Source organism: Pseudomonas sp. R4-15, assembly GCF_055768815.1.
In genome coordinates this window covers 1,020,723-1,038,392 of the sequence record NZ_CM147293.1, presented here as the reverse complement: position 1 = coordinate 1,038,392, position 17,670 = coordinate 1,020,723, and the positions used below count along the sequence as shown (strand labels likewise).

Sequence of the window (17,670 nt, the reverse complement as noted above, 5' to 3'; positions counted from 1 at the left end):
GTAAAACCATGACAGTCAGGCGCGATGATCGGGAGATCGCTCCCCCTCTCCCCGGCCCTCTCCCACGAGGGAAAAGGGAGTTACAGCCTGGAGGGGCTTAGTCCCCTCTCCCCTCGCGGGAGAGGGTTAGGCCATACGCATCAGAAGTCCTTGCACAGCCGCAGCGCGTCGTAGATCGCCGCGTGGGTGTTGCGCTGGGCCACGCAGTCGCCGATGCGATACAGCAGGTAACCGTCTCCGGGCTGCGACAGCGCCGGCTGCGGCTGGATGGCGAACAGCGCCTCCACGTCGATCTGGCCCTTGTTGCGCGAGCCTTCCTTGAGTGCGTAGTAGAGGCGCTCGTCGGGACGCACGCCGTTCTCCACCACCACCTGGTCGACCACCCGCTCCTCTTCGGCGCCGGTGTATTCGTTGGCCAGGCGGGCCACCAGCTTGTCGCCCTCGCGGTAGACCTTCTCCAGCATCAGGTCGCCGGTCATGACCACTTCCTTGGGGTACAGGCTGCGGTAGTAGGTGGGGAAGGTGGTGCCGCCGATGGCCACGCCCGGTTTGATGTCGTCGGTGACGATCTCCACCTGGGCGCCCTTCTGCGCCAGGTAGTCGGCCACCGACATTCCGGAGAATTCGCAGATGGTGTCGTAGATCAGCACGTTGCGACCCGGCTCGACCTTGCCGGAGAGAATGTCCCAGCTGCTCACCACCAGGCCTTCTTCGGAGCCCCAGTGTTCGTTCTGCTCGAGGAACGGATGGCCGCCGTTGGCGAGGATCACGATGTCCGGACGCAGGTCCATGAGGGTCGCCTCGTCGGCGGCGGTGCCCAGGCGCAGGTCGACCTTCAGGCGCGCCAGCTCCAGTTGGAACCAGCGGGTGATGCCGGCGATTTGCTCGCGCTGCGGCGCCTTCGAGGCCAGGGTGATCTGCCCGCCAAGCTGCTCCTGCTTCTCGAACAGGGTGACGTCATGCCCGCGCTCGGCGGAGACGCGCGCGGCTTCCATCCCGGCGGGGCCACCGCCAACGATCACCACCTTGCGCTTGGGCCCGGTGGACTTCTCGATGATGTGCGGCACGCCCATGTATTCGCGGCTGGTCGCGGCGTTCTGGATGCACAGCACGTCCAGGCCCTGGTACTGGCGGTCGATGCAGTAGTTGGCGCCGACGCACTGACGGATCTGATCGACCTGGCCCATCTTGATCTTGGCGATCAGGTGCGGGTCGGCCATGTGCGCACGGGTCATGCCGACCATGTCCACGTAGCCGCCTTCGAGGATGCGCGTGGCCTGGTTCGGGTCCTTGATGTTCTGCGCGTGCAGCACCGGCACGTTGACCACTTCCTTGATGCCGGCGGCCAGGTGCAGGAACGGCTCCGGCGGGTAGGTCATGTTGGGGATGACGTTGGCCAGGGTGTTGTGGGTATCGCAACCCGAACCGACCACACCGATGAAATCCAGCATGCCGGTGTCGGCGTAGTACTTGGCGATCTGCTTCATGTCGTCATGGGTGAGGCCGTCCGGGTGGAACTCGTCACCGCAGATGCGCATGCCCACGCAGAAGTCGTCGCCGACCTCGGCACGTACCGCCTTGAGCACTTCCATGCCGAACTTCATGCGGCCTTCGAAGCTGCCGCCCCACTCGTCGGTGCGCTTGTTCACGCGCGGCGACCAGAACTGGTCGATCATGTGCTGGTGCACCGCGGACAGCTCGACGCCGTCCAGGCCGCCCTCCTTCGCACGCCGTGCCGCCTGGGCGTAGTTACCGATCACGCGCCAGATCTCCTCGACTTCGATGGTCTTGCAGGTGGCGCGGTGCACGGGCTCGCGGATGCCGGACGGCGACATCAGGGTCGGCCAGTTGAAACCGTCCCAGCGCGAGCGGCGGCCCATGTGGGTAATCTGGATCATGATCTTGGCGCCATGCTTGTGCATGGCGTCCGCGAGATTCTGGAAGTGCGGAATGATGCGGTCGGTGGACAGGTTCACCGAACTCCACCACTCCTGCGGACTGTCGATGGCGACCACCGATGAGCCGCCGCAGATGGCCAGGCCGATACCGCCCTTGGCCTTCTCCTCGTAGTACTTCACGTAACGCTCGGTGGTCATGCCGCCGTCGGTGGCGTAGACCTCGGCGTGAGCCGTGGAAAGCACCCGGTTGCGGATGGTCAGCTTGCCGATCTGGATCGGCTGGAACATTGCTTCGAAGGCCATGACCTTCTCCTCGATTCGGCAGCGGCGCTCACGGTGTGCGCTGGGGTGGTACGGGTGACCGGGTTTTCGGCGGCGACTTGGCGGGTGGCTGGCCACGGCCAGCCACCCTGCGGACTCAAAGCGGGCGGGTGACGAACAGGCCGTCTTCGTGGCCTTCTTCGGACCCGCTGTATTCCTGCACGGTGACGGTGCGGATCGGGCTGCCGGCGGCGGCGAGGATCTGGTCGATGGCGCCGGAGAACCAGCCGGTGAACATGTAGTCGACCTTGCGGTTGACCTTGCCGTAGACGTAGACGAACGCCGAATGGCGCAGACGCACCTGGGCGTGGCCGGTCTCGAGATCGAGCTGCTCGATGTCGAACAGGCCCCAACCGCGCTGGGAGATGCGCTTCATGTAATGCTCGAACACCGCCGCGCCGGACAGGCCATGGCACTCGGCTTCCTTCTCGCACCAGTGCCAGGCGGACTTGTAGCCGGCCTTGTAGAGGATCTCGGCGTACTTGTCGGCACCGAGGACGTCCTCGATGCCCATGTGGTTGTTGACGAAGAAGTGCCGCGGCACATAGAGCATCGGCAGCGCGTCGGTGGTCCAGACGCCGGTTTCGTCGTCGACCTGGATAGGCATGTCGGGGGCGTGGGTAGCCATGGGTTGTAGCTCCAGAATTCAGGGGATTGCTTGGTGGGGATCGCCTTGCTCAGGCTGCACGGCCCGCCCCACCCTACGAAGACTTACGTGTTCAAAAATGTGGATGAATGCCTGTGGAGCCGTAGCGAGCGTGCCAAGAGCAAGGAGCCCCGCAGCGGCAAGCGAGAGCAGTACGCGAGTACGGCGAGCTTGCCGCGAGGACGCGACGCCGCTATCGGTGCGCGCAGTAGGCTCCACAGGTATTCATTACTCGCCCCAGACGTCGGCCAGCACCCTCATCCAGTTCTCGCCCATGACCTTGCGCACGGTGCGCTCGGACATGCCGCGTTTGAGCAGCGTCTCGGTGAGGTTGGGGAATTCGCCGACGGTGCGGATGCCCAGCGGGTTGACGATCTTGCCGAAGTTGGTCAGCCGGCGGGCGTAGCCCTTGTCGTGGGTCAGGTACTCGAAGAAGTCGTGGCCATGGCCCTGGGTGAAGTCGGTACCGATGCCGATGGCATCCTCGCCGACGATGTTCATCACGTACTCGATGGCCTCGGCGTAGTCGTCGATGGTCGAATCGATGCCCTTGGCGAGGAACGGGGCGAACATGGTCACGCCGACGAAGCCGCCGTGGTCGGCGATGAACTTCAGCTCTTCATCGGACTTGTTGCGCGGGTGTTCTTTCAGGCCCGACGGCAGGCAGTGGGAGTAGCAGACCGGTTTCTTCGATTCGAGGATGACTTCCTCGCTGGTCTTGCTGCCGACGTGGGACAGGTCGCACATGATGCCGACGCGGTTCATCTCGCCGACGATCTCGCGACCGAAGCCGGAGAGCCCGCCGTCACGCTCGTAGCAGCCGGTGCCGACCAGGTTCTGGGTGTTGTAGCACATCTGCACGATGCCCACGCCGAGCTGCTTGAACACCTCGACGTAGCCCAGCTGGTCCTCGAACGCGTGGGCGTTCTGGAAGCCGAAGAGGATGCCGGTCTTGCCCTGCGCCTTGGCGGTGCGCACGTCGGCGGTGCTGCGCACCTGCAGCACCAGGTCGCTGTTCTCGCGGATCAGCTTCTGGCTGGCGACGATGGCGTCCACGGTTTCCTGGAAGTCCTCCCACACCGACACGGTGCAGTTGGCCATGGTCAGGCCGCCCTTGCGCATGTCCTCGAAGAGTTCGCGGTTCCACTTGGCGATGATCAGCCCATCGATGACGATGCTGTCGGCGTGCAGTTCGGCGGCGTTCACGGCGTTGCTCCGGTTCGGTGGCGCCGGGTCTTCTGCCGGCGCTCGATGGGGGCCAGCTTATGCCGCCGCCCGAACCCGCCCGGACGCAAAAACGACCGGCGATTTACCAGAAGCGTCAATCAGCGACCGACATGCCCAGGAACGACATGTGCTGTCGAAAGCGACTCACTGGCGTTGCGCAGCTTCGCGCTCAGCGCTCCGTGCAGCCGTGGCATGGGACAGGCGATCCCGACTGGGACGCACTGCGAAGCGCCGCTGATAGGCTCGGGAAAAATACGAGGCCGACTCGAAACCACAGGCCAGCGCCACCTGCAGCACGCTCAGATCGCTTTGTTGCAGCAGTAGTCGTGCCTTGTCCAGGCGCAGGCCCAGGTAAAAGCTCAGGGGCGTCTGCCCCAGATGCTCACTGAACAACCGCTCCAGCTGTCGGGTAGAAACCTGCACACAGACCGCCAGTGCCTCGCTGCTCAACGGTGGCTCGGTATGCCGCTCCATCTCCGTAATCACCCGTGCCAGCTTGCGATTGGTGACGCCGTAGCGGCTCGCCACCTGCAAACGCTGACGCTCCTTCTGCGGGCGAATGCTACCCAGCACGAACTGCTCTGAGACCTGCACCACCAGCTCGCTGCCGTGCTGCCGGGAAATCAGCTCCAGCATCAGGTCGATGGAGGCCGTGCCACCGGCACAGGTAATGCGTCCGGCATCCGTCTCGAACAGTTCCTGGCTGGCACGCAGATGCGGGTAACGCTCGCGAAAGGCATCCAGCGCCTCCCAGTGCAGCGTGGTCTGGTGCCCATCGAGCAATCCAGCCTCGGCGAGTACGAAGGCGCCGGTGTCCAGCCCTCCCAGCACCACACCCTCGCGATCGAGGCGCCGTAGCCAACTGAGCAGCATGGACGAGCAATGCGCCAGTGGATCGAAACCGGCGACCACCAGCAGGGCGTCACCAGCGGACGGGCGCTGCAGCCCGCTGTCGACATTGACCGACATACCGTTGCTCGCCTGCACCGGTTCGCCATCCAGGCTAAGCAATTGCCAGCGATAGGCATCGGCGCGGAAGCGGTTGGCCACACGCAGAGGCTCCACCGCCGAAATGAAACCCAGCGCCGAGAAGCCGGGCAACAGCAGGAAGCAGAAGGTTCGTGACATACGGGCACTCCAAGAGATCGCCAGGGCCTGTTGCCGTTTCATTCACGACCGCGCCGGTACCTGTTTTGCCGCGAGACAAGGCGCGAGTCGTAGGGCTTACTGGGGTACGTCCAAGACGAGCAACGCCGTATCGCGGCAAAACAGGCACCGGCCCTAGGCAAGGGGAGCAACGCCGCATCGCGCCAATACAGGCACCGCCCTGAAGGGTTGTGCAAGGTCGACTGTCGTCACTCGCAATGCCACGTGCAAGCAGAATGTCGCCACTGGTCAAAATAGCGTCGCTACAGAGCGTTTTATCCCCATGACGACTGCGTAATTTGTTCTCCATCACAACCGCTCGGCGGCCCGCCAGGGCTGTACGCGCCCTGATGAGGAGCAAAATGCATGACGCGATATCTACGAGGAATCGGCGCCGGGCTGTTGTTGCTGGCCGGACAATCCGCACTCGCAGCCGAACCGGCGAGTTGTCAGAACGTACGCCTGGGGGTGGTCAACTGGAGCGATGTGATCGCCACCAGCGCAGTCGCCGAAGTACTGCTTAGCGGCCTGGGCTACGAGGTGAAAGAGACCAGCGCATCACAGCAGATCATCCTCGGCGGCATGGGCGACGACCAGCTCGACGCCTTCCTCGGCTACTGGCAGCCGACCATGCAACCTGTGGTTACCCCGTATATAGAGAAAGGCCAGGTGCGCCTGGTGTCGCCGCCGCTGCTGGGCGATGCCCAATCCACCTACGCAGTCCCCGACTACGTTTACGAAGGCGGCCTTCACAGCTTCGCCGACATTGCCAAATTCAAGGACAAGCTCGGCGGCAAGATCTACGGCATCGAACCGGGCAGCGGCGCCAACCGCGTCACCGCACAGATGATTAAGGACAACCAGTTCGGCCTGAAGGACTTCCAACTGGTGGAATCCAGCGAAGCCGGCATGCTCGCCGCCGTGCGCCGCGCGGTAAAACGCAAGGAATGGATCCTGTTCTTCGGCTGGAAACCGCACCCGATGAACCTGCAGATCTCGATGCATTACCTGGACGGCAGCCAAGATGTGTTCGGTCCCAACGAAGGCGCCGCCACCGTTTCGGTGCTGACCACCACGGGCTATCCGCAGCGCTGCCCGAACGTCAACCGACTGCTGGAAAACCTGCACTTCGACGCCGCCCAGGTCAGCCAGGTGATGGAACCGATCCTCGACCGCAGCGAGCCCAAGGACGCCGCCCGCGCCTGGCTCGCCAAGCACCCCGAGCAGGTAAAGAACTGGCTCGCCGGGGTGACCCGTTTCGACGGCGGCGACGCCCAGAGCGCAGTCGGCGCCGCGCTCAAGTAACCCTTACCCAGCCAACGTTCGCCGTCCCCGTCGGGGCGGTGACGGCGGCGCTCAACCCGAGAAAACTGCCATGAACTACGAAGTCATCGTCACCTGCGCGGTCACCGGCGCCGGCGACACCGTCGGTCGCAACCCCTACGTTCCGATCACCCCCGAGCAGATCGCCAACGCCGCCATCGAAGCGGCGCAGGCCGGCGCCACCGTCGCCCATTGCCACGTGCGCAACCCGCAGACCGGCAAGCCCAGCCGCGACACCGCGTTCTATCGCGAGGTGGTCGAGCGCGTCCGCGCCAGCGGCACGGACGTCATCATCAACCTCACCGCCGGCATGGGCGGCGACCTGGAAATCGGCCCCGGCGAACAGCCGCTGGAGTTCGGTGCCGGCAGCGATCTGGTCGGCCCGCTGGAGCGCCTCAAGCACATCGAAGCGCTGCGCGACGAAGTGGAGATCTGCACCCTGGATTGCGGCACGCTGAATTTCGGCGACGGCGACAGCATCTACGTGTCCACCCCGGCGCAGCTGCGCGCCGGCGCCCGCCGCATCACCGAGCTCGGAGTGAAGGCGGAGCTGGAGGTCTTCGACACCGGCAACCTCTGGTTCGCCAAGCAGATGCTCAAGGAGGGCCTGCTCGAAGACCCGCTGTTCCAACTCTGCCTGGGTATCCCGTGGGGTGCGCCGGCGGACACCACCACCATGAAAGCGATGGTCGACAACCTACCGGTCGGCGCCACCTGGGCCGGCTTCGGCATCGGTCGCCTGCAAATGCCGATGCTCGCCCAGGCGATGCTGCTCGGTGGCCACGTGCGTGTTGGCTTGGAAGACAACCTCTGGCTCGAACGCGGCGTGCCGGCGAGCAACGCCAGCCTGGTGCAGCGCGCGGTGGAAATCATCCAGCGTCTCGGCGGCCGCGCCCTGACCCCGGCCGAAGGTCGCGAACGCATGGGCCTGCGGGCTCGTGGTTGAACAGCAGCGCAGTCTGGAGAGCCCCATGAACTACATCCTCGAACCCAAGACTTTTGCCGCCATCGGCAGCGGCGTGATCGGCGCCGGCTGGGTCGCCCGTGCGCTCGCCCACGGCTTGCAGGTGCGCGTCTGGGACCCGGCGCCCGGCGCCGAGGCGGCGCTGCGCGCGCGCCTGGAAAACGCCTGGCCGGCGCTACGCCAGCAGGGCCTGGACGCGGACGAGGCGCTGAGCCGCCTGCACTTCGCCGAAACCCTGGAAGCCTGTGTCGCCAACGCCGACTTCATCCAGGAAAGCGCCCCCGAGCGTCTCGACCTCAAACGCGAGCTGCACGCCCGCATCGGCGCCGCCGCGCGCCCCGATGTGCTGGTCGCCTCAAGCACCTCGGGCCTGCTGCCCAGCGAGTTCTACGCCGACGCGCCGCACCCCGAGCGCTGCCTGGTCGGTCATCCGTTCAACCCGGTGTACCTGCTGCCGCTGGTGGAAGTGGTCGGCGGACAGCGCACCTCGGCCGCCGCCATCGAAGCCGCCCAGACGGTCTATCGGCGCCTGGGCATGCGCCCACTGCACGTGCGCAAGGAAGTCCCCGGCTTCATCGCCGACCGCCTGCTCGAAGCGCTCTGGCGCGAGGCGCTGCACCTGGTCAACGACGGCGTCGCCAGCACCGGCGAAATCGACGATGCGATCCGCTTCGGCGCCGGCCTGCGCTGGTCGTTCATGGGCAGCTTCCTGACCTACACGCTGGCCGGTGGCGATGCCGGCATGCGCCACTTCATGGCCCAGTTCGGCCCGGCGCTGCAATTACCCTGGACCTACCTGAAGGCGCCGGAACTCAGCGAGGCGTTGATCGATCAGGTGGTCGAAGGCACCCGCGAACAGCTAGGCGAGCACTCCATCGGCCAGCTCGAACAGTTCCGTGACGACTGCCTGCTGGCGGTACTCGACGCCATCGAGCGCACGCGCCAGGCGCACGGTCTGACGGAGGCCTGAGCATGAGCGCCCTGAAAACCTACAGCGGTCCGGTGCACGCCGACTGGACCGATTACAACGGCCACCTGCGCGACGCCTACTACCTGCTGATCTTCAGCTTCGCCAGCGACGGTCTGATGGAGCACCTCGGCCTGAGCACCGATGCGCGGAGCCGCGCCGGCCACTCGCTGTTCACCCTGGAGGTGCACCTGAACTACCTGCAGGAAGTGCACGCCGAGCGCGACGTGGAAGTACGCACGCAACTGCTCGCGCATGATGCCAAGCGCCTGCACATCTACCACGGGCTGTACCCGGTCGGCGAAGATACCCTGCTCGCCGCCAGCGAGCAGATGCTGCTGCACGTCGACCTGGCCGGCCCCAAGGCGGCGCCGTTCACCGCCGAAGTGGCGCAGCGGGTGGCCGCGCAGGCCGAGGCCCAGGCGCCATTGCCTGCGCCGGAGTACGTCGGCCGGCGCATCGGCCTGCCAGAACGTCGCGGGTGAGCACGCCACTGTCGCCAGAGATGGCCGCGTTCGCCGCGCGCAGCCAGGCCTTCGCCAGCGATAGCCCCGCGCTCGAACAACAGCGCGCGGCCTACCAGCGGATGTACCGGGCCTTCGCCCGGCCGCGTCCGCCCGGTATCCATGTGCAGGAGCTACTGCCCGCCGGGCTGCCGCCCCTGCGCGGCTATCGACCGAGCGGCGCGCCTCCGCCGCACGGCTGGCCCGCCGTGCTCTACCTGCACGGCGGCGGCTGGATGTTCGGCGACCTGGATTCCCACGATGACATCTGCTGCGAGATCACCGCACGCGCCCGGTTACAGGTGCTCTCGGTGGACTACCGACTGGCCCCGGAGGCGGTGTTCCCCGCCGCCCTCGAAGACACCCTCGCCAGTTGGCGCTGGCTGCGCCAGGGCGGCCTGCCGGAGGTCGACCCGCAACGCCTGGCGGTAGCCGGCGACAGTGCCGGCGGCAACCTCGCGGCGGCGCTCTGCCGGGCCCTGCGCCAGGCCGGCGAAAGCCAGCCGCGGGTGCAGGCGCTGATCTATCCGCTGCTCGGCGATGCGCTCACGGCCAGCCAGCGACGCCACTCCCAGGCGCCGCTGCTGAGCCTCTCCGAACTGTACGCCTGTCTCGACGCCTACCTGCCCGACCCCGCCGCGCGCCGCGACCCACGGGCCCTGCCACTGGCCGCACGCGACTTCTCCGACCTCGCCAGTGCCTTCGTCGCAGTCGCTGAGATCGACCCCCTGCATGACGACGGCCTGCACTACGTCGAACGCCTGCGCGCAGACGGCGTCGGCGCCCAGCTACATCGCGGCGCGGGCCTGTTGCACGGCTGCCTGCGGGCGCGTGGCGGCACCGAGGTGGAAGCGCTGATCGATGCGCTGCTGCGTGCGCTGCGCGAGAAAACGACCTGCGCGTAGGCGCGGACGACGGGCACTTGTCTCGCCCCGCGGGCATCGACGAGGATCGCGCAAAGCGATGAACAGGAGCGCGCCGAAATGATGCATGCCGATCTGATCGACCAGGACGACTTCCGCGACCAGTTGCTGGCGCTGGGTTTCACCATCCCCCCCGGAGCCACGCCGGAGCAGGCCTGCGAGCGCGTGCTGGTCGGCCTCGACGCCGTGCGCGCGCAGCAGTTGCGGCGGATGATCGAGGACATCCTGCGCAGCGGCGCCACCCTGCTGCCGGCGGTGCGCGAGGCGATCAGCCGGCAGTTGCTGCCGGCACTGGCCAACGCGCCGCGCTGAGCGCCGCCTCGCCCGGACGCCCAGCCGCTCGGCGGGCCGTCCGGGAGACTCACTCAGGCGACGCCCCGCCTCAGGCCGGCAGGATGCCGGTCAGACGTAGCTCGCCCAGCGCCGTGCGCAGTTTTTCCAGGGTGCTCTCGCTCGGTGCCTGCAGCGGCGCCAGCACCTCGCCGCAACCGTACCCGAGCATCTGCATCGCGGCTTTCAATGGGCCGGGATTGGCCTCCGCGAAGATCGCGTCGAGCAACGGCAGCAAGCGCCGCTGCGCGGCGATGCCCTCGTCCAGGCGCCCCGCCTTGAGCGTCTCGTACATCTCCACCCAGTAGCCGGGCAACAGTGGCGACGAGGCGAGGATGCCGCCCCGCGCGCCGAGCGCCATCTGCGCCGGGAACAGCGTGTCTTCCCCGGCGAGCAACTGGAAGGCGTCGCTGGTCAGGCTGGCGACCTGGTTGAAGTGCGCCATGTCGGTGTTGCACGCCTTCATGCCGAAGATCGAACCGTCGGCTTCCATCTGCGCGATGGTCCGCGCCTCGGTGACGATCCGCGTGCGGTAGGGAATGTCGTAGAACAGGATCGGCAGATCGACCGCGGCGCGGTAGGCCCGGAAGTACTCACGAATGCCCTGCTGGGTCGGCGTGACGTAGAAGGGCGTGATCGCCAGCAGCGCATCGGCGCCGGCACGCTTGAACGACAGGCCGGCCTCGACGGCCTCGGCAAAGCCCGGAGAAACCATGCCGGCGACCACCGGCACGCGCCCGGCCGCCACCTCCACAGTGATCGCGACCACCCGCTCGCGATCGGCGGGCGACAGCGCGGTGTATTCGCCGGTGCCACCGATCGGCACCAGGCCGCCGACACCGGCCTCGATCTGCCGCTCGACGAGCTGGCGCAGGGCGGCTTCGTCGATCTCGCCCGAGGCGCTTATCGGCGTAGGAAAGGGAGGAAGGATGCCGCTCAACTGGGGGATGGACATGTTCGGGTTCCTATCGGTCGTACAAAAGGTCATCAACGGATCTGCCGCGCGCGGTCACGCCCACCCAGCCGGTTGGCGAGCAGCAACAGGGCGGCGACCAACAGCAACAGCAGCGTGGAGACGGCGGCGAGCATGGGGTTCACCTGCAGGATGGCGCTGTCCCACATCTGCTTGGGCAGCGTCGACTGCAGGCCGCCACTGATGAACAGCGACAGGGTCAGCTCGTCGAAGGAGGTCACGAAGGCGAACAGGAAGGCCGCCATCAGCCCGCCACGCAGCAGCGGCAGGGTCACGTGCCAGAGCGTGCGCCAGCGGTTGGCGCCGAGGCTCCAGGCGGCGTTGTCGTAGCGCTGGTCGTAGTTCTTCAGCACCGCCATCACGCTGACCACCACGTAGGGCATCGCCAGGATGGTGTGCCCCAGCACCAGGCCGGTGACGCTGCCCACCAGCGCCAGCTTGGAGAACAGGTAGAACAGCGCCACCGAAACGACGATGCGCGGCACGATCAGCGGCGACAGCAGGAACGCCAGCACCAGCGCGTTGCCACGCCGCAGCCCTCGCATCAGGCCGAACGCGGCGGGCAGGCCGAGCAGCATCGACAGCAGCGCGGTGAGGAGCGCCACCTGGAGCGAACGCAGGGTCGCCGCGACCCAGGCCGGCGATTCCAGGTAGCCCTGGTACCACTCCAGGCTGAAGCCATGCGGCGGCCAGTCCAGCACCGGCGTCGTGGTGAAGGAGATCGGCAGCATGATGAACGCCGGTGCCACCAGGAAGAACAGCACCAGCGCCACCAGCGCCCAGAGCGCCCAGCGGCCGATGCGATGCCTCGGGCGCGCCGCCGAGCGTCCGGCCAGCGGCGACAGCAAGCGGATCAGCAGGTCGCTGGTACGGCCCAGGCCGGCCAGCAGCAGGTTGCCGCTCGCCGCCAGCCAGTCGAAGCGCGAGCTGCGCCGAGCGGTGCGCTCGCCGCCCGCCAGGGTCGAGAGGCCAAAGATGCGGTCGTAGAGCAGAAACACCACCAGCACCACGACCAGCAGCAACATCGACAGCGCGCCGGCGAAGCCCCAGTTCAACAGCTCCTGGACCTGCTGGATGATCAACTGCGGCAACAGGATGTCGCGCGGGCTGCCGAGCAATGCAGGGGTGATGAAGAAGCCCAGCGCGGTGATGAACACCAGCAGGCCACCGGCGGCCACGCCCGGCAGCGACAGCGGAAAGTACACCCGCCAGAAGGTGCTGCCCGGCGGCGCGCCGAGGGTCATCGACGCCCGCGAAAGGTTGCCGTCGATGTTGTCCAGCACCGAGAGCATGGTGATCACGCACAACGGCATCAGCGCGTGCAGCATGCCGATCATCACCGCGCCGAAGTTGTAGAGCAGCTCGGCCGGCGCATCGAGCAGGCCGACCGCCTGCAGCCACTGATTGAACAGGCCGTTGCGTCCGAGCAGGGCGATCCAGGCGAAGGTGCGCACCAGGAAGCTGGTCCAGAACGGCAGCATCAGCCAGAACACCAGCCAGCCCCGCGTCCGCGAATGACTGGTGGCGATCAGGTAGGCCACCGGATAGCCGAACAGCACGGCGAACAGCGTGGTCCAGCCGGCGCACTGCAAGGTGATGCCCAGCACCCGCCAGTAGACGTCGCGGGAGACCAGACGCTCGTAGTTGTAGAGCGAGAGCGCATCGCGATGGGCGAAGCTCAGGCCGAGGAAGTCCGCCACCGGATAGACCATCAGCGCCAGCAGGAAAGCCACCGCCGGCAACAACAGCATCCACGGGCGCAGCCGCAGCGGGCGGCGCCCCTGCGACAAGGCGTTCTGCGCGAGGGCGATCTGCTCCGTCATGCCGCCTCCTTGCGCTCGAGCGGCAGCAGCACGGTGTCACCCGGCTCCCAGAGCACCCACACCGGCTGCCCCGGCTGTACCAGCAGGCCCTGCTCGAAGGTCAGCCCGGCGACACTCAGGCTGCCGCCACCGGCGGTGTTGACGATCGAGCGGGTCACGCCGCCGGTAAAGATGGTGTCGGCGACCACGCCCTGCACCGCGTTCAATCCGTCTACCGGTGCATCGGCCAGGCGCATGCGCTCCGGACGCACCATCCAGTTCAGCTCGCCCTCGGCGCTACCCGGCACGCGCAACTCGCCGTTCAACTCGGCGCAGGCGACCCGCAGCATGCCCGCCTCGCTGGCGACGACACGACCGGGAAGGATGTTCGATTCGCCGAGGAAGTCGGCGGCGAACACCGTGCGCGGACGGAAGTAGAGGTCGTTGGGGGTGCCCAGTTGCTCGATGCGACCATGGTTCATCAGGCACACCCGGTCGGACATCGTCAGGGTTTCCTGCTGATCGTGGGTCACGTAGAGAATCGTCGTGCCCAACTGCCGGTGCAGGCGCTTGATCTCGATCTGCAACTGGTCGCGCAGTTTCTTGTCCAGCGCGCCCAGCGGTTCGTCCATGAGGATGATGCTCGGCTGGTAGACGATGCAGCGCGCCAGGGCAATGCGCTGCTGCTGCCCGCCGGACAGCTCGCGGGGCAGACGCTGCGCGACGTGCGGCAACTGCACCAGTTCCAGGACATCGGCCACCGCCCGGTTGATCTCCGCCGCCGGCCGCCGGCGCATGCGCAGCGGAAAGGCGATGTTCTCGGCGATGGTCATGTGCGGAAACAGCGCATAGCTCTGGAACACCATGCCGATGTCACGCACATAGGGCGGTGCATAGGTGGCCAGCGTGTCGTCGATCCAGATGTTGCCGCCATCGGGCTCGAGCAGGCCCGCGACCATCATCAGCAGCGTGGTCTTGCCCGATCCGGAAGGCCCGAGCAGCGTCATGAACTCGCCCTCGCGCAGCTCCAGACTGGTGGGCTCCAGCGCCACGAAAGAACCGAAGCGCTTGTGCACGTCATCGACGCGAAGTTTCGCCGTGCGCGGCGAGTGAGGGGTGTGAACTGCCGTCATGCTGCCTCCCGGGCCTGGCTTCAACCCAGGACCCATTCGTTGAACAGGTCGAGTGCTTCAGCCTTGTTCTGCGCCCAGAAGGCGTTGTCGATACCGATCCCGCGCTTGACGTTGTCCGGATGGGTCGGCAGATCGCGTGCGCGCTCCTCGGGAATGTAGGAAAAGGCTTCGGCCTGGGTCGGCCCGTTCATCACGAACTCGGTGAGCTTGGCCTGCCGCTTGGGATCGCAGGCGAAGGCGATGAAGCGTCGGCACAGGTCCGCCTTCGGTGTGCCCTTGAGGATGGTCCAGACATCCACGCCCCAGATGTGCTGGCCCCAGGAAATCCCGACGGGAGCGCCCGCATCGCGCGCCGCCAGGATGCGCGAGGTCCAGCTCGGCATCATGTCCACCTCGCCGCTGCTGAACATCTGCGTCGCCTGGGCGCCGGAGGTCCACCAGGCGGAGATGTCGTCGCGGATCTTGTCGAGGGAGGCGAAGGCCCGCTCGAAGTCGCACGGATAGACGTCCTTCGGCGCGACACCGTCGGCCATCAGCGCCTGCTCGATGGTATCGAACGGATAACGACGCATGCCGCGACGACCGGGGAAGTCGGCCACGTTCCAGAAGTCCGCCCAGGACTGCGGCACCGCTTTCACCTTCTCGGTGTTGTAGCCCAGGGCGGTGGCATAGATGTCCGACCCCACGGCATACGGGCTGCAGTACTCGGCGGGAATGGTCTTCACCACCGGGTCGTTTTCCAGCCGGTGCGGCTCGATCAGTTGGGCGGCGGCCAGTTGGTTCACCGCCGCCAGGCTCATGGCACCGGCCATGTCCCAGGTGTAGTTGCCGGTTTCCACCATGCTGCGGATTTCCGCGGTGGGCTCGGCGGCGGAGGTAATGCCCACCACCTCGATGCCGGTCTCGCGGAAGAAGGGATCGAAGTAGGCTTCCTTGAAGCCCTGCGTCCAGGTGCCGCCGGCGTCGCGCACCAGGATGCGTTTCTCGGCAGCGCGTGCCGAGCCGATGAAATAGGGCGCGGTCGCCAGGCCGATCCCCGCCAGGCCCATGCCTTTGAGCACCTTGCGTCGGGTCTGGTCGGTGGAACTTGAGTCTTTCTTTACGTCGGACATGAGCCTTTCCTCCAGTTTTCCAGTAGTGCATAAATTCCCCTATAGTGATAATTATCGCTTTTAGTGCATGCAAGCCTTATTTTTCTAAATGTCGGCCGCGCTGCTCTGCACGGTCTCTATCGACGGGAGAAATAGCTTTGAAATACAGCGATTTAATTGAAGCCGTAGGGCATATCGTCGGTGCCGAAAATGTGCTCAGCTCTCCCGCCGATATGGCCGGTTTCCTCAACGACTGGCGTGATCGCTACGTTGGCGAGGCCCGTCTGGTCGCCCGTCCCGGTTCCACGGAGGAGGTCTCGGCGCTGCTGCAGCTATGCACCCAGCGCGGCATTCGCGTGGTGCCGCAAGGCGGCAACACCGGGCTCTGTGGCGCGGCCACGCCGAACGGGGGCGAATCGATCGTGCTCTGGCTGGGACGCATGAACCGCATCCGCAGCTTCGACGAGGTCGATGGCTGCCTGGTGGTGGACGCCGGCTGCGTACTGCAAACGTTGCAGGAGTACGCCGCCGAGCGCGGCCAGGTGCTGCCCATGAGCCTGGGCGCCGAGGGCAGTTGCCAGATCGGCGGCAACATCTCCACCAATGCTGGCGGCACCGCGGTCATCAAATATGGGCCGATGCGCGACCTGGTGCTGGGCCTGGAGGTCGTGCTCGCCGATGGCAGCATCTGCGATTGGCTGACGCCGCTGCGCAAGAACACCACCGGCTACGACCTCAAGCAGCTGTTCATCGGCGCCGAAGGCACCCTGGGCGTGATCACCGCGGCGACGATCAAGGTGTTCCCCGCCCCGCGCGTGCGCGAGCTGGCGATGGTGACGCTGCGGGACGTCGAGCAGGCCCTCACGTTGCTCGGCCGGCTGCGCGGCTCGCTCGGCGAGCGCCTGCTATCGTTCGAGATCATCAACTGGGCGCAGGTCGAGACGGTGTTGCAGTACACCGAGGGCCATAGCTGGCCATTCGCCGAGCCGGCGCCCTGGGCGCTGCTGATCGAGGTCAGCGATACACTGGCCGACTACGACCTGCGCGCCGCCCTCGAACAACAACTGGGCGAAGCCCTGGAACTCGGCCTGATCGACGACGCCGTACTGGCCTCCTCCCAGGCCCAGCAAGAGACCCTCTGGGGCATTCGCCACAGCGTCTCGGAAGCAAACAAGCGCGCCGGTTACGGTGTGACCCACGACACCGCGGTGCCACTGCGCCACCAGGCCACCTTCGTTCGCCAGGTCGAACGGCGCCTGGCAGAGGAGTTTCCCGAAGGCCGCATGCTGATGGTCGGACACATCGGCGACGGCAACCTGCACGTGATTCACATGCTCGACCCGACCCGCTATACAGCCCCCGACCTCAAGCAAGCCGCCGCGCGCATTAACCAGATCGTCGACGAGGAAACCCTGGCCCTGCACGGTACCATCAGCGCCGAGCACGGCATCGGCCAGTCCAACAAGCGGCGCCTGCTCAACGCCAAGGGCGACCAGCAGATCGAGCTGATGAAACGCGTCAAAGCCGCCCTGGACCCGGAAAACCTGATGAATCCGGGCAAGGTCTTCGATTAACCACAACCGCTCAAGAGCCCTTCATTTCAGGTTCAATCTGCCATGGACATAGATCTCGACATCGACAGGCCCCAGCCGGACCACGAGGACGCCTTCGTGGGCGCCGACAACATCGACATCGGCGCGCGCCTCAAGCGCCTGCGCAAAGCGCACAAATGGACCCTGGTGCAGACCAGTGAGCGTACCGGCCTGTCGCTTTCGGCGCTGTCGAAGATCGAACGCGGCGAACTGTCGCCAACCCTGAGCAGCCTGAGCAAGATCGCCAAGGGCTTCGGCATCGACGTGGTGACGCTGCTCTCCGACAATGGCCAGGACGTTCCCATCGGCCGCCGCAGCATCAATCGCCATGCCGGCGGCCCGCAGGTCAGCACGCGCACCTGCCAGAACGTCTGGCTGGCTACCGACCTGACCCACAAGCGCATGCTGCCGCTGAAGACGCGGGTCACTGCGCGCGAGCTGGGCGACTACAGCGAATGGCCGGTGCATCCGGGGGAAATCTTCGTCTATGTCCTCTCCGGCCAGTTGATCGTGCATTCCAAGCTCTATGCACCGGTGACGCTGAATCCGGGCGACAGCCTGTATTACGACGCCAAGGCGCCGCACAAGTGGACCTCCAAGGGCGAAGAGGACGCCGAAGTGCTCTGGGTCTACGCCGACTGACACCCGCCCGCGACACTGGCCAGCGCCCGGCGTGCGCCCCCGCGTGCTCGACAGGCGTGCATGAGCGCGCATCGCGCCCTGCAATGACGCCCCCGCAACGGGCATCCGTTCACTCGGATCGCGCGCCCACGCACCCAACGCAGCGATCCACGCGGCCCCCGGAGTTCTGGCCCAGGTCTTGCCTTGTGA

At 66.3% G+C, this 17,670-nt stretch carries 16 protein-coding genes; 8 read left to right on the top strand and 8 right to left on the bottom strand.

The window, feature by feature from the left end:
• Positions 1–140: 140 nt before the first annotated feature.
• The 4 genes from dgcA to ACYRGX_RS04940 form a co-directional block, all read right to left on the bottom strand.
• The gene (gene dgcA, locus ACYRGX_RS04955; protein WP_473055505.1) at positions 141–2,201 is read right to left on the bottom strand and encodes a dimethylglycine demethylation protein DgcA; all 2,061 of its coding nucleotides are present in this window, start codon (positions 2,199–2,201) and stop codon (positions 141–143) included.
• A gap of 115 nt (positions 2,202–2,316) precedes the next feature.
• Complete coding sequence (locus ACYRGX_RS04950; RefSeq protein WP_473055504.1) at positions 2,317–2,847, bottom strand: DUF5943 domain-containing protein; 531 nt, start codon at positions 2,845–2,847, stop codon at positions 2,317–2,319.
• Positions 2,848–3,093: 246 nt separating this feature from the next.
• Positions 3,094–4,071, bottom strand: coding sequence for a dipeptidase (locus ACYRGX_RS04945; protein ID WP_473055503.1), 978 nt, complete (start codon positions 4,069–4,071; stop codon positions 3,094–3,096).
• 165 nt (positions 4,072–4,236) lie between these two features.
• Positions 4,237–5,220 carry a GlxA family transcriptional regulator gene (locus tag ACYRGX_RS04940; protein ID WP_473055502.1) on the bottom strand — a complete coding sequence of 328 codons (984 nt, stop codon included), beginning with the start codon at positions 5,218–5,220 and terminating at the stop codon, positions 4,237–4,239.
• 384 nt (positions 5,221–5,604) lie between these two features.
• Between ACYRGX_RS04940 and choX the strand changes: the two genes are divergently transcribed.
• The 6 genes from choX to ACYRGX_RS04910 all read left to right on the top strand — a co-directional run bounded on the left by choX (position 5,605) and on the right by ACYRGX_RS04910 (position 10,230).
• A complete protein-coding gene (choX, locus tag ACYRGX_RS04935) occupies positions 5,605–6,543 on the top strand; it encodes a choline ABC transporter substrate-binding protein (RefSeq protein ID WP_473055501.1) in 939 nt (312 codons plus the stop codon).
• Between the two features lie 70 nt (positions 6,544–6,613).
• Complete coding sequence (gene cdhC / locus ACYRGX_RS04930) at positions 6,614–7,507, top strand: 3-dehydrocarnitine:acetyl-CoA trimethylamine transferase CdhC (RefSeq protein ID WP_473055500.1); 894 nt, start codon at positions 6,614–6,616, stop codon at positions 7,505–7,507.
• Positions 7,508–7,532: 25 nt separating this feature from the next.
• Positions 7,533–8,495: an L-carnitine dehydrogenase gene (locus ACYRGX_RS04925; RefSeq protein WP_473055499.1), complete on the top strand. Its 963-nt coding sequence runs from the start codon at positions 7,533–7,535 to the stop codon at positions 8,493–8,495.
• 2 nt (positions 8,496–8,497) lie between these two features.
• The gene (locus ACYRGX_RS04920) at positions 8,498–8,977 is read left to right on the top strand and encodes a thioesterase family protein (protein WP_473055498.1); all 480 of its coding nucleotides are present in this window, start codon (positions 8,498–8,500) and stop codon (positions 8,975–8,977) included.
• Complete coding sequence (locus tag ACYRGX_RS04915) at positions 8,974–9,900, top strand: alpha/beta hydrolase (RefSeq protein WP_473055497.1); 927 nt, start codon at positions 8,974–8,976, stop codon at positions 9,898–9,900. Before ACYRGX_RS04920 ends, ACYRGX_RS04915 begins: the two co-directional genes overlap by 4 nt.
• 78 nt (positions 9,901–9,978) lie before the next feature.
• Positions 9,979–10,230 (top strand): hypothetical protein, encoded by a 252-nt coding sequence (locus tag ACYRGX_RS04910; protein ID WP_473055496.1) that lies wholly within the window; start codon positions 9,979–9,981, stop codon positions 10,228–10,230.
• 70 nt (positions 10,231–10,300) lie between these two features.
• Here the strand turns inward: ACYRGX_RS04910 and dapA are convergent, their stop codons facing one another.
• The 4 genes from dapA to ACYRGX_RS04890 are packed head-to-tail and all read right to left on the bottom strand — an operon-like array spanning position 10,301 to position 15,268.
• A complete protein-coding gene (gene dapA / locus ACYRGX_RS04905) occupies positions 10,301–11,203 on the bottom strand; it encodes a 4-hydroxy-tetrahydrodipicolinate synthase (RefSeq protein WP_473055495.1) in 903 nt (300 codons plus the stop codon).
• 32 nt (positions 11,204–11,235) lie between these two features.
• Positions 11,236–13,044, bottom strand: coding sequence for an ABC transporter permease subunit (locus tag ACYRGX_RS04900; RefSeq protein ID WP_473055494.1), 1,809 nt, complete (start codon positions 13,042–13,044; stop codon positions 11,236–11,238).
• A complete protein-coding gene (locus tag ACYRGX_RS04895) occupies positions 13,041–14,156 on the bottom strand; it encodes an ABC transporter ATP-binding protein (protein ID WP_473055493.1) in 1,116 nt (371 codons plus the stop codon). The genes ACYRGX_RS04900 and ACYRGX_RS04895 overlap by 4 nt, the downstream gene beginning before the upstream one ends.
• A gap of 20 nt (positions 14,157–14,176) precedes the next feature.
• Positions 14,177–15,268: an ABC transporter substrate-binding protein gene (locus ACYRGX_RS04890; RefSeq protein ID WP_473055492.1), complete on the bottom strand. Its 1,092-nt coding sequence runs from the start codon at positions 15,266–15,268 to the stop codon at positions 14,177–14,179.
• A 137-nt stretch (positions 15,269–15,405) separates the two neighbouring features.
• Between ACYRGX_RS04890 and ACYRGX_RS04885 the strand changes: the two genes are divergently transcribed.
• Together ACYRGX_RS04885 and ACYRGX_RS04880 are read left to right on the top strand one after the other, a co-directional pair.
• Positions 15,406–16,821, top strand: coding sequence for an FAD-binding oxidoreductase (locus ACYRGX_RS04885; RefSeq protein WP_473055491.1), 1,416 nt, complete (start codon positions 15,406–15,408; stop codon positions 16,819–16,821).
• Positions 16,822–16,863: 42 nt separating this feature from the next.
• Entirely contained in the window at positions 16,864–17,481 is a 618-nt protein-coding gene (locus ACYRGX_RS04880; protein WP_473055490.1) for a helix-turn-helix domain-containing protein, read from the top strand.
• Positions 17,482–17,670 lie beyond the last annotated feature (189 nt).

What these genes read in the sequence shown, in the direction of transcription:
- ACYRGX_RS04890 (WP_473055492.1), bottom strand. Translation starts at nt 15,268, where the DNA reads ATGTCCGACGTAAAGAAAGACTCAAGTTCCACCGACCAGACCCGACGC.
- ACYRGX_RS04880 (WP_473055490.1), top strand. Translation starts at nt 16,864, where the DNA reads ATGGACATAGATCTCGACATCGACAGGCCCCAGCCGGACCACGAGGAC.
- dapA (WP_473055495.1), bottom strand. Translation starts at nt 11,203, where the DNA reads ATGTCCATCCCCCAGTTGAGCGGCATCCTTCCTCCCTTTCCTACGCCG.
- ACYRGX_RS04940 (WP_473055502.1), bottom strand. Translation starts at nt 5,220, where the DNA reads ATGTCACGAACCTTCTGCTTCCTGCTGTTGCCCGGCTTCTCGGCGCTG.
- choX (WP_473055501.1), top strand. Translation starts at nt 5,605, where the DNA reads ATGACGCGATATCTACGAGGAATCGGCGCCGGGCTGTTGTTGCTGGCC.
- ACYRGX_RS04910 (WP_473055496.1), top strand. Translation starts at nt 9,979, where the DNA reads ATGATGCATGCCGATCTGATCGACCAGGACGACTTCCGCGACCAGTTG.
- ACYRGX_RS04925 (WP_473055499.1), top strand. Translation starts at nt 7,533, where the DNA reads ATGAACTACATCCTCGAACCCAAGACTTTTGCCGCCATCGGCAGCGGC.
- dgcA (WP_473055505.1), bottom strand. Translation starts at nt 2,201, where the DNA reads ATGGCCTTCGAAGCAATGTTCCAGCCGATCCAGATCGGCAAGCTGACC.
- cdhC (WP_473055500.1), top strand. Translation starts at nt 6,614, where the DNA reads ATGAACTACGAAGTCATCGTCACCTGCGCGGTCACCGGCGCCGGCGAC.
- ACYRGX_RS04920 (WP_473055498.1), top strand. Translation starts at nt 8,498, where the DNA reads ATGAGCGCCCTGAAAACCTACAGCGGTCCGGTGCACGCCGACTGGACC.
- ACYRGX_RS04895 (WP_473055493.1), bottom strand. Translation starts at nt 14,156, where the DNA reads ATGACGGCAGTTCACACCCCTCACTCGCCGCGCACGGCGAAACTTCGC.
- ACYRGX_RS04950 (WP_473055504.1), bottom strand. Translation starts at nt 2,847, where the DNA reads ATGGCTACCCACGCCCCCGACATGCCTATCCAGGTCGACGACGAAACC.
- ACYRGX_RS04900 (WP_473055494.1), bottom strand. Translation starts at nt 13,044, where the DNA reads ATGACGGAGCAGATCGCCCTCGCGCAGAACGCCTTGTCGCAGGGGCGC.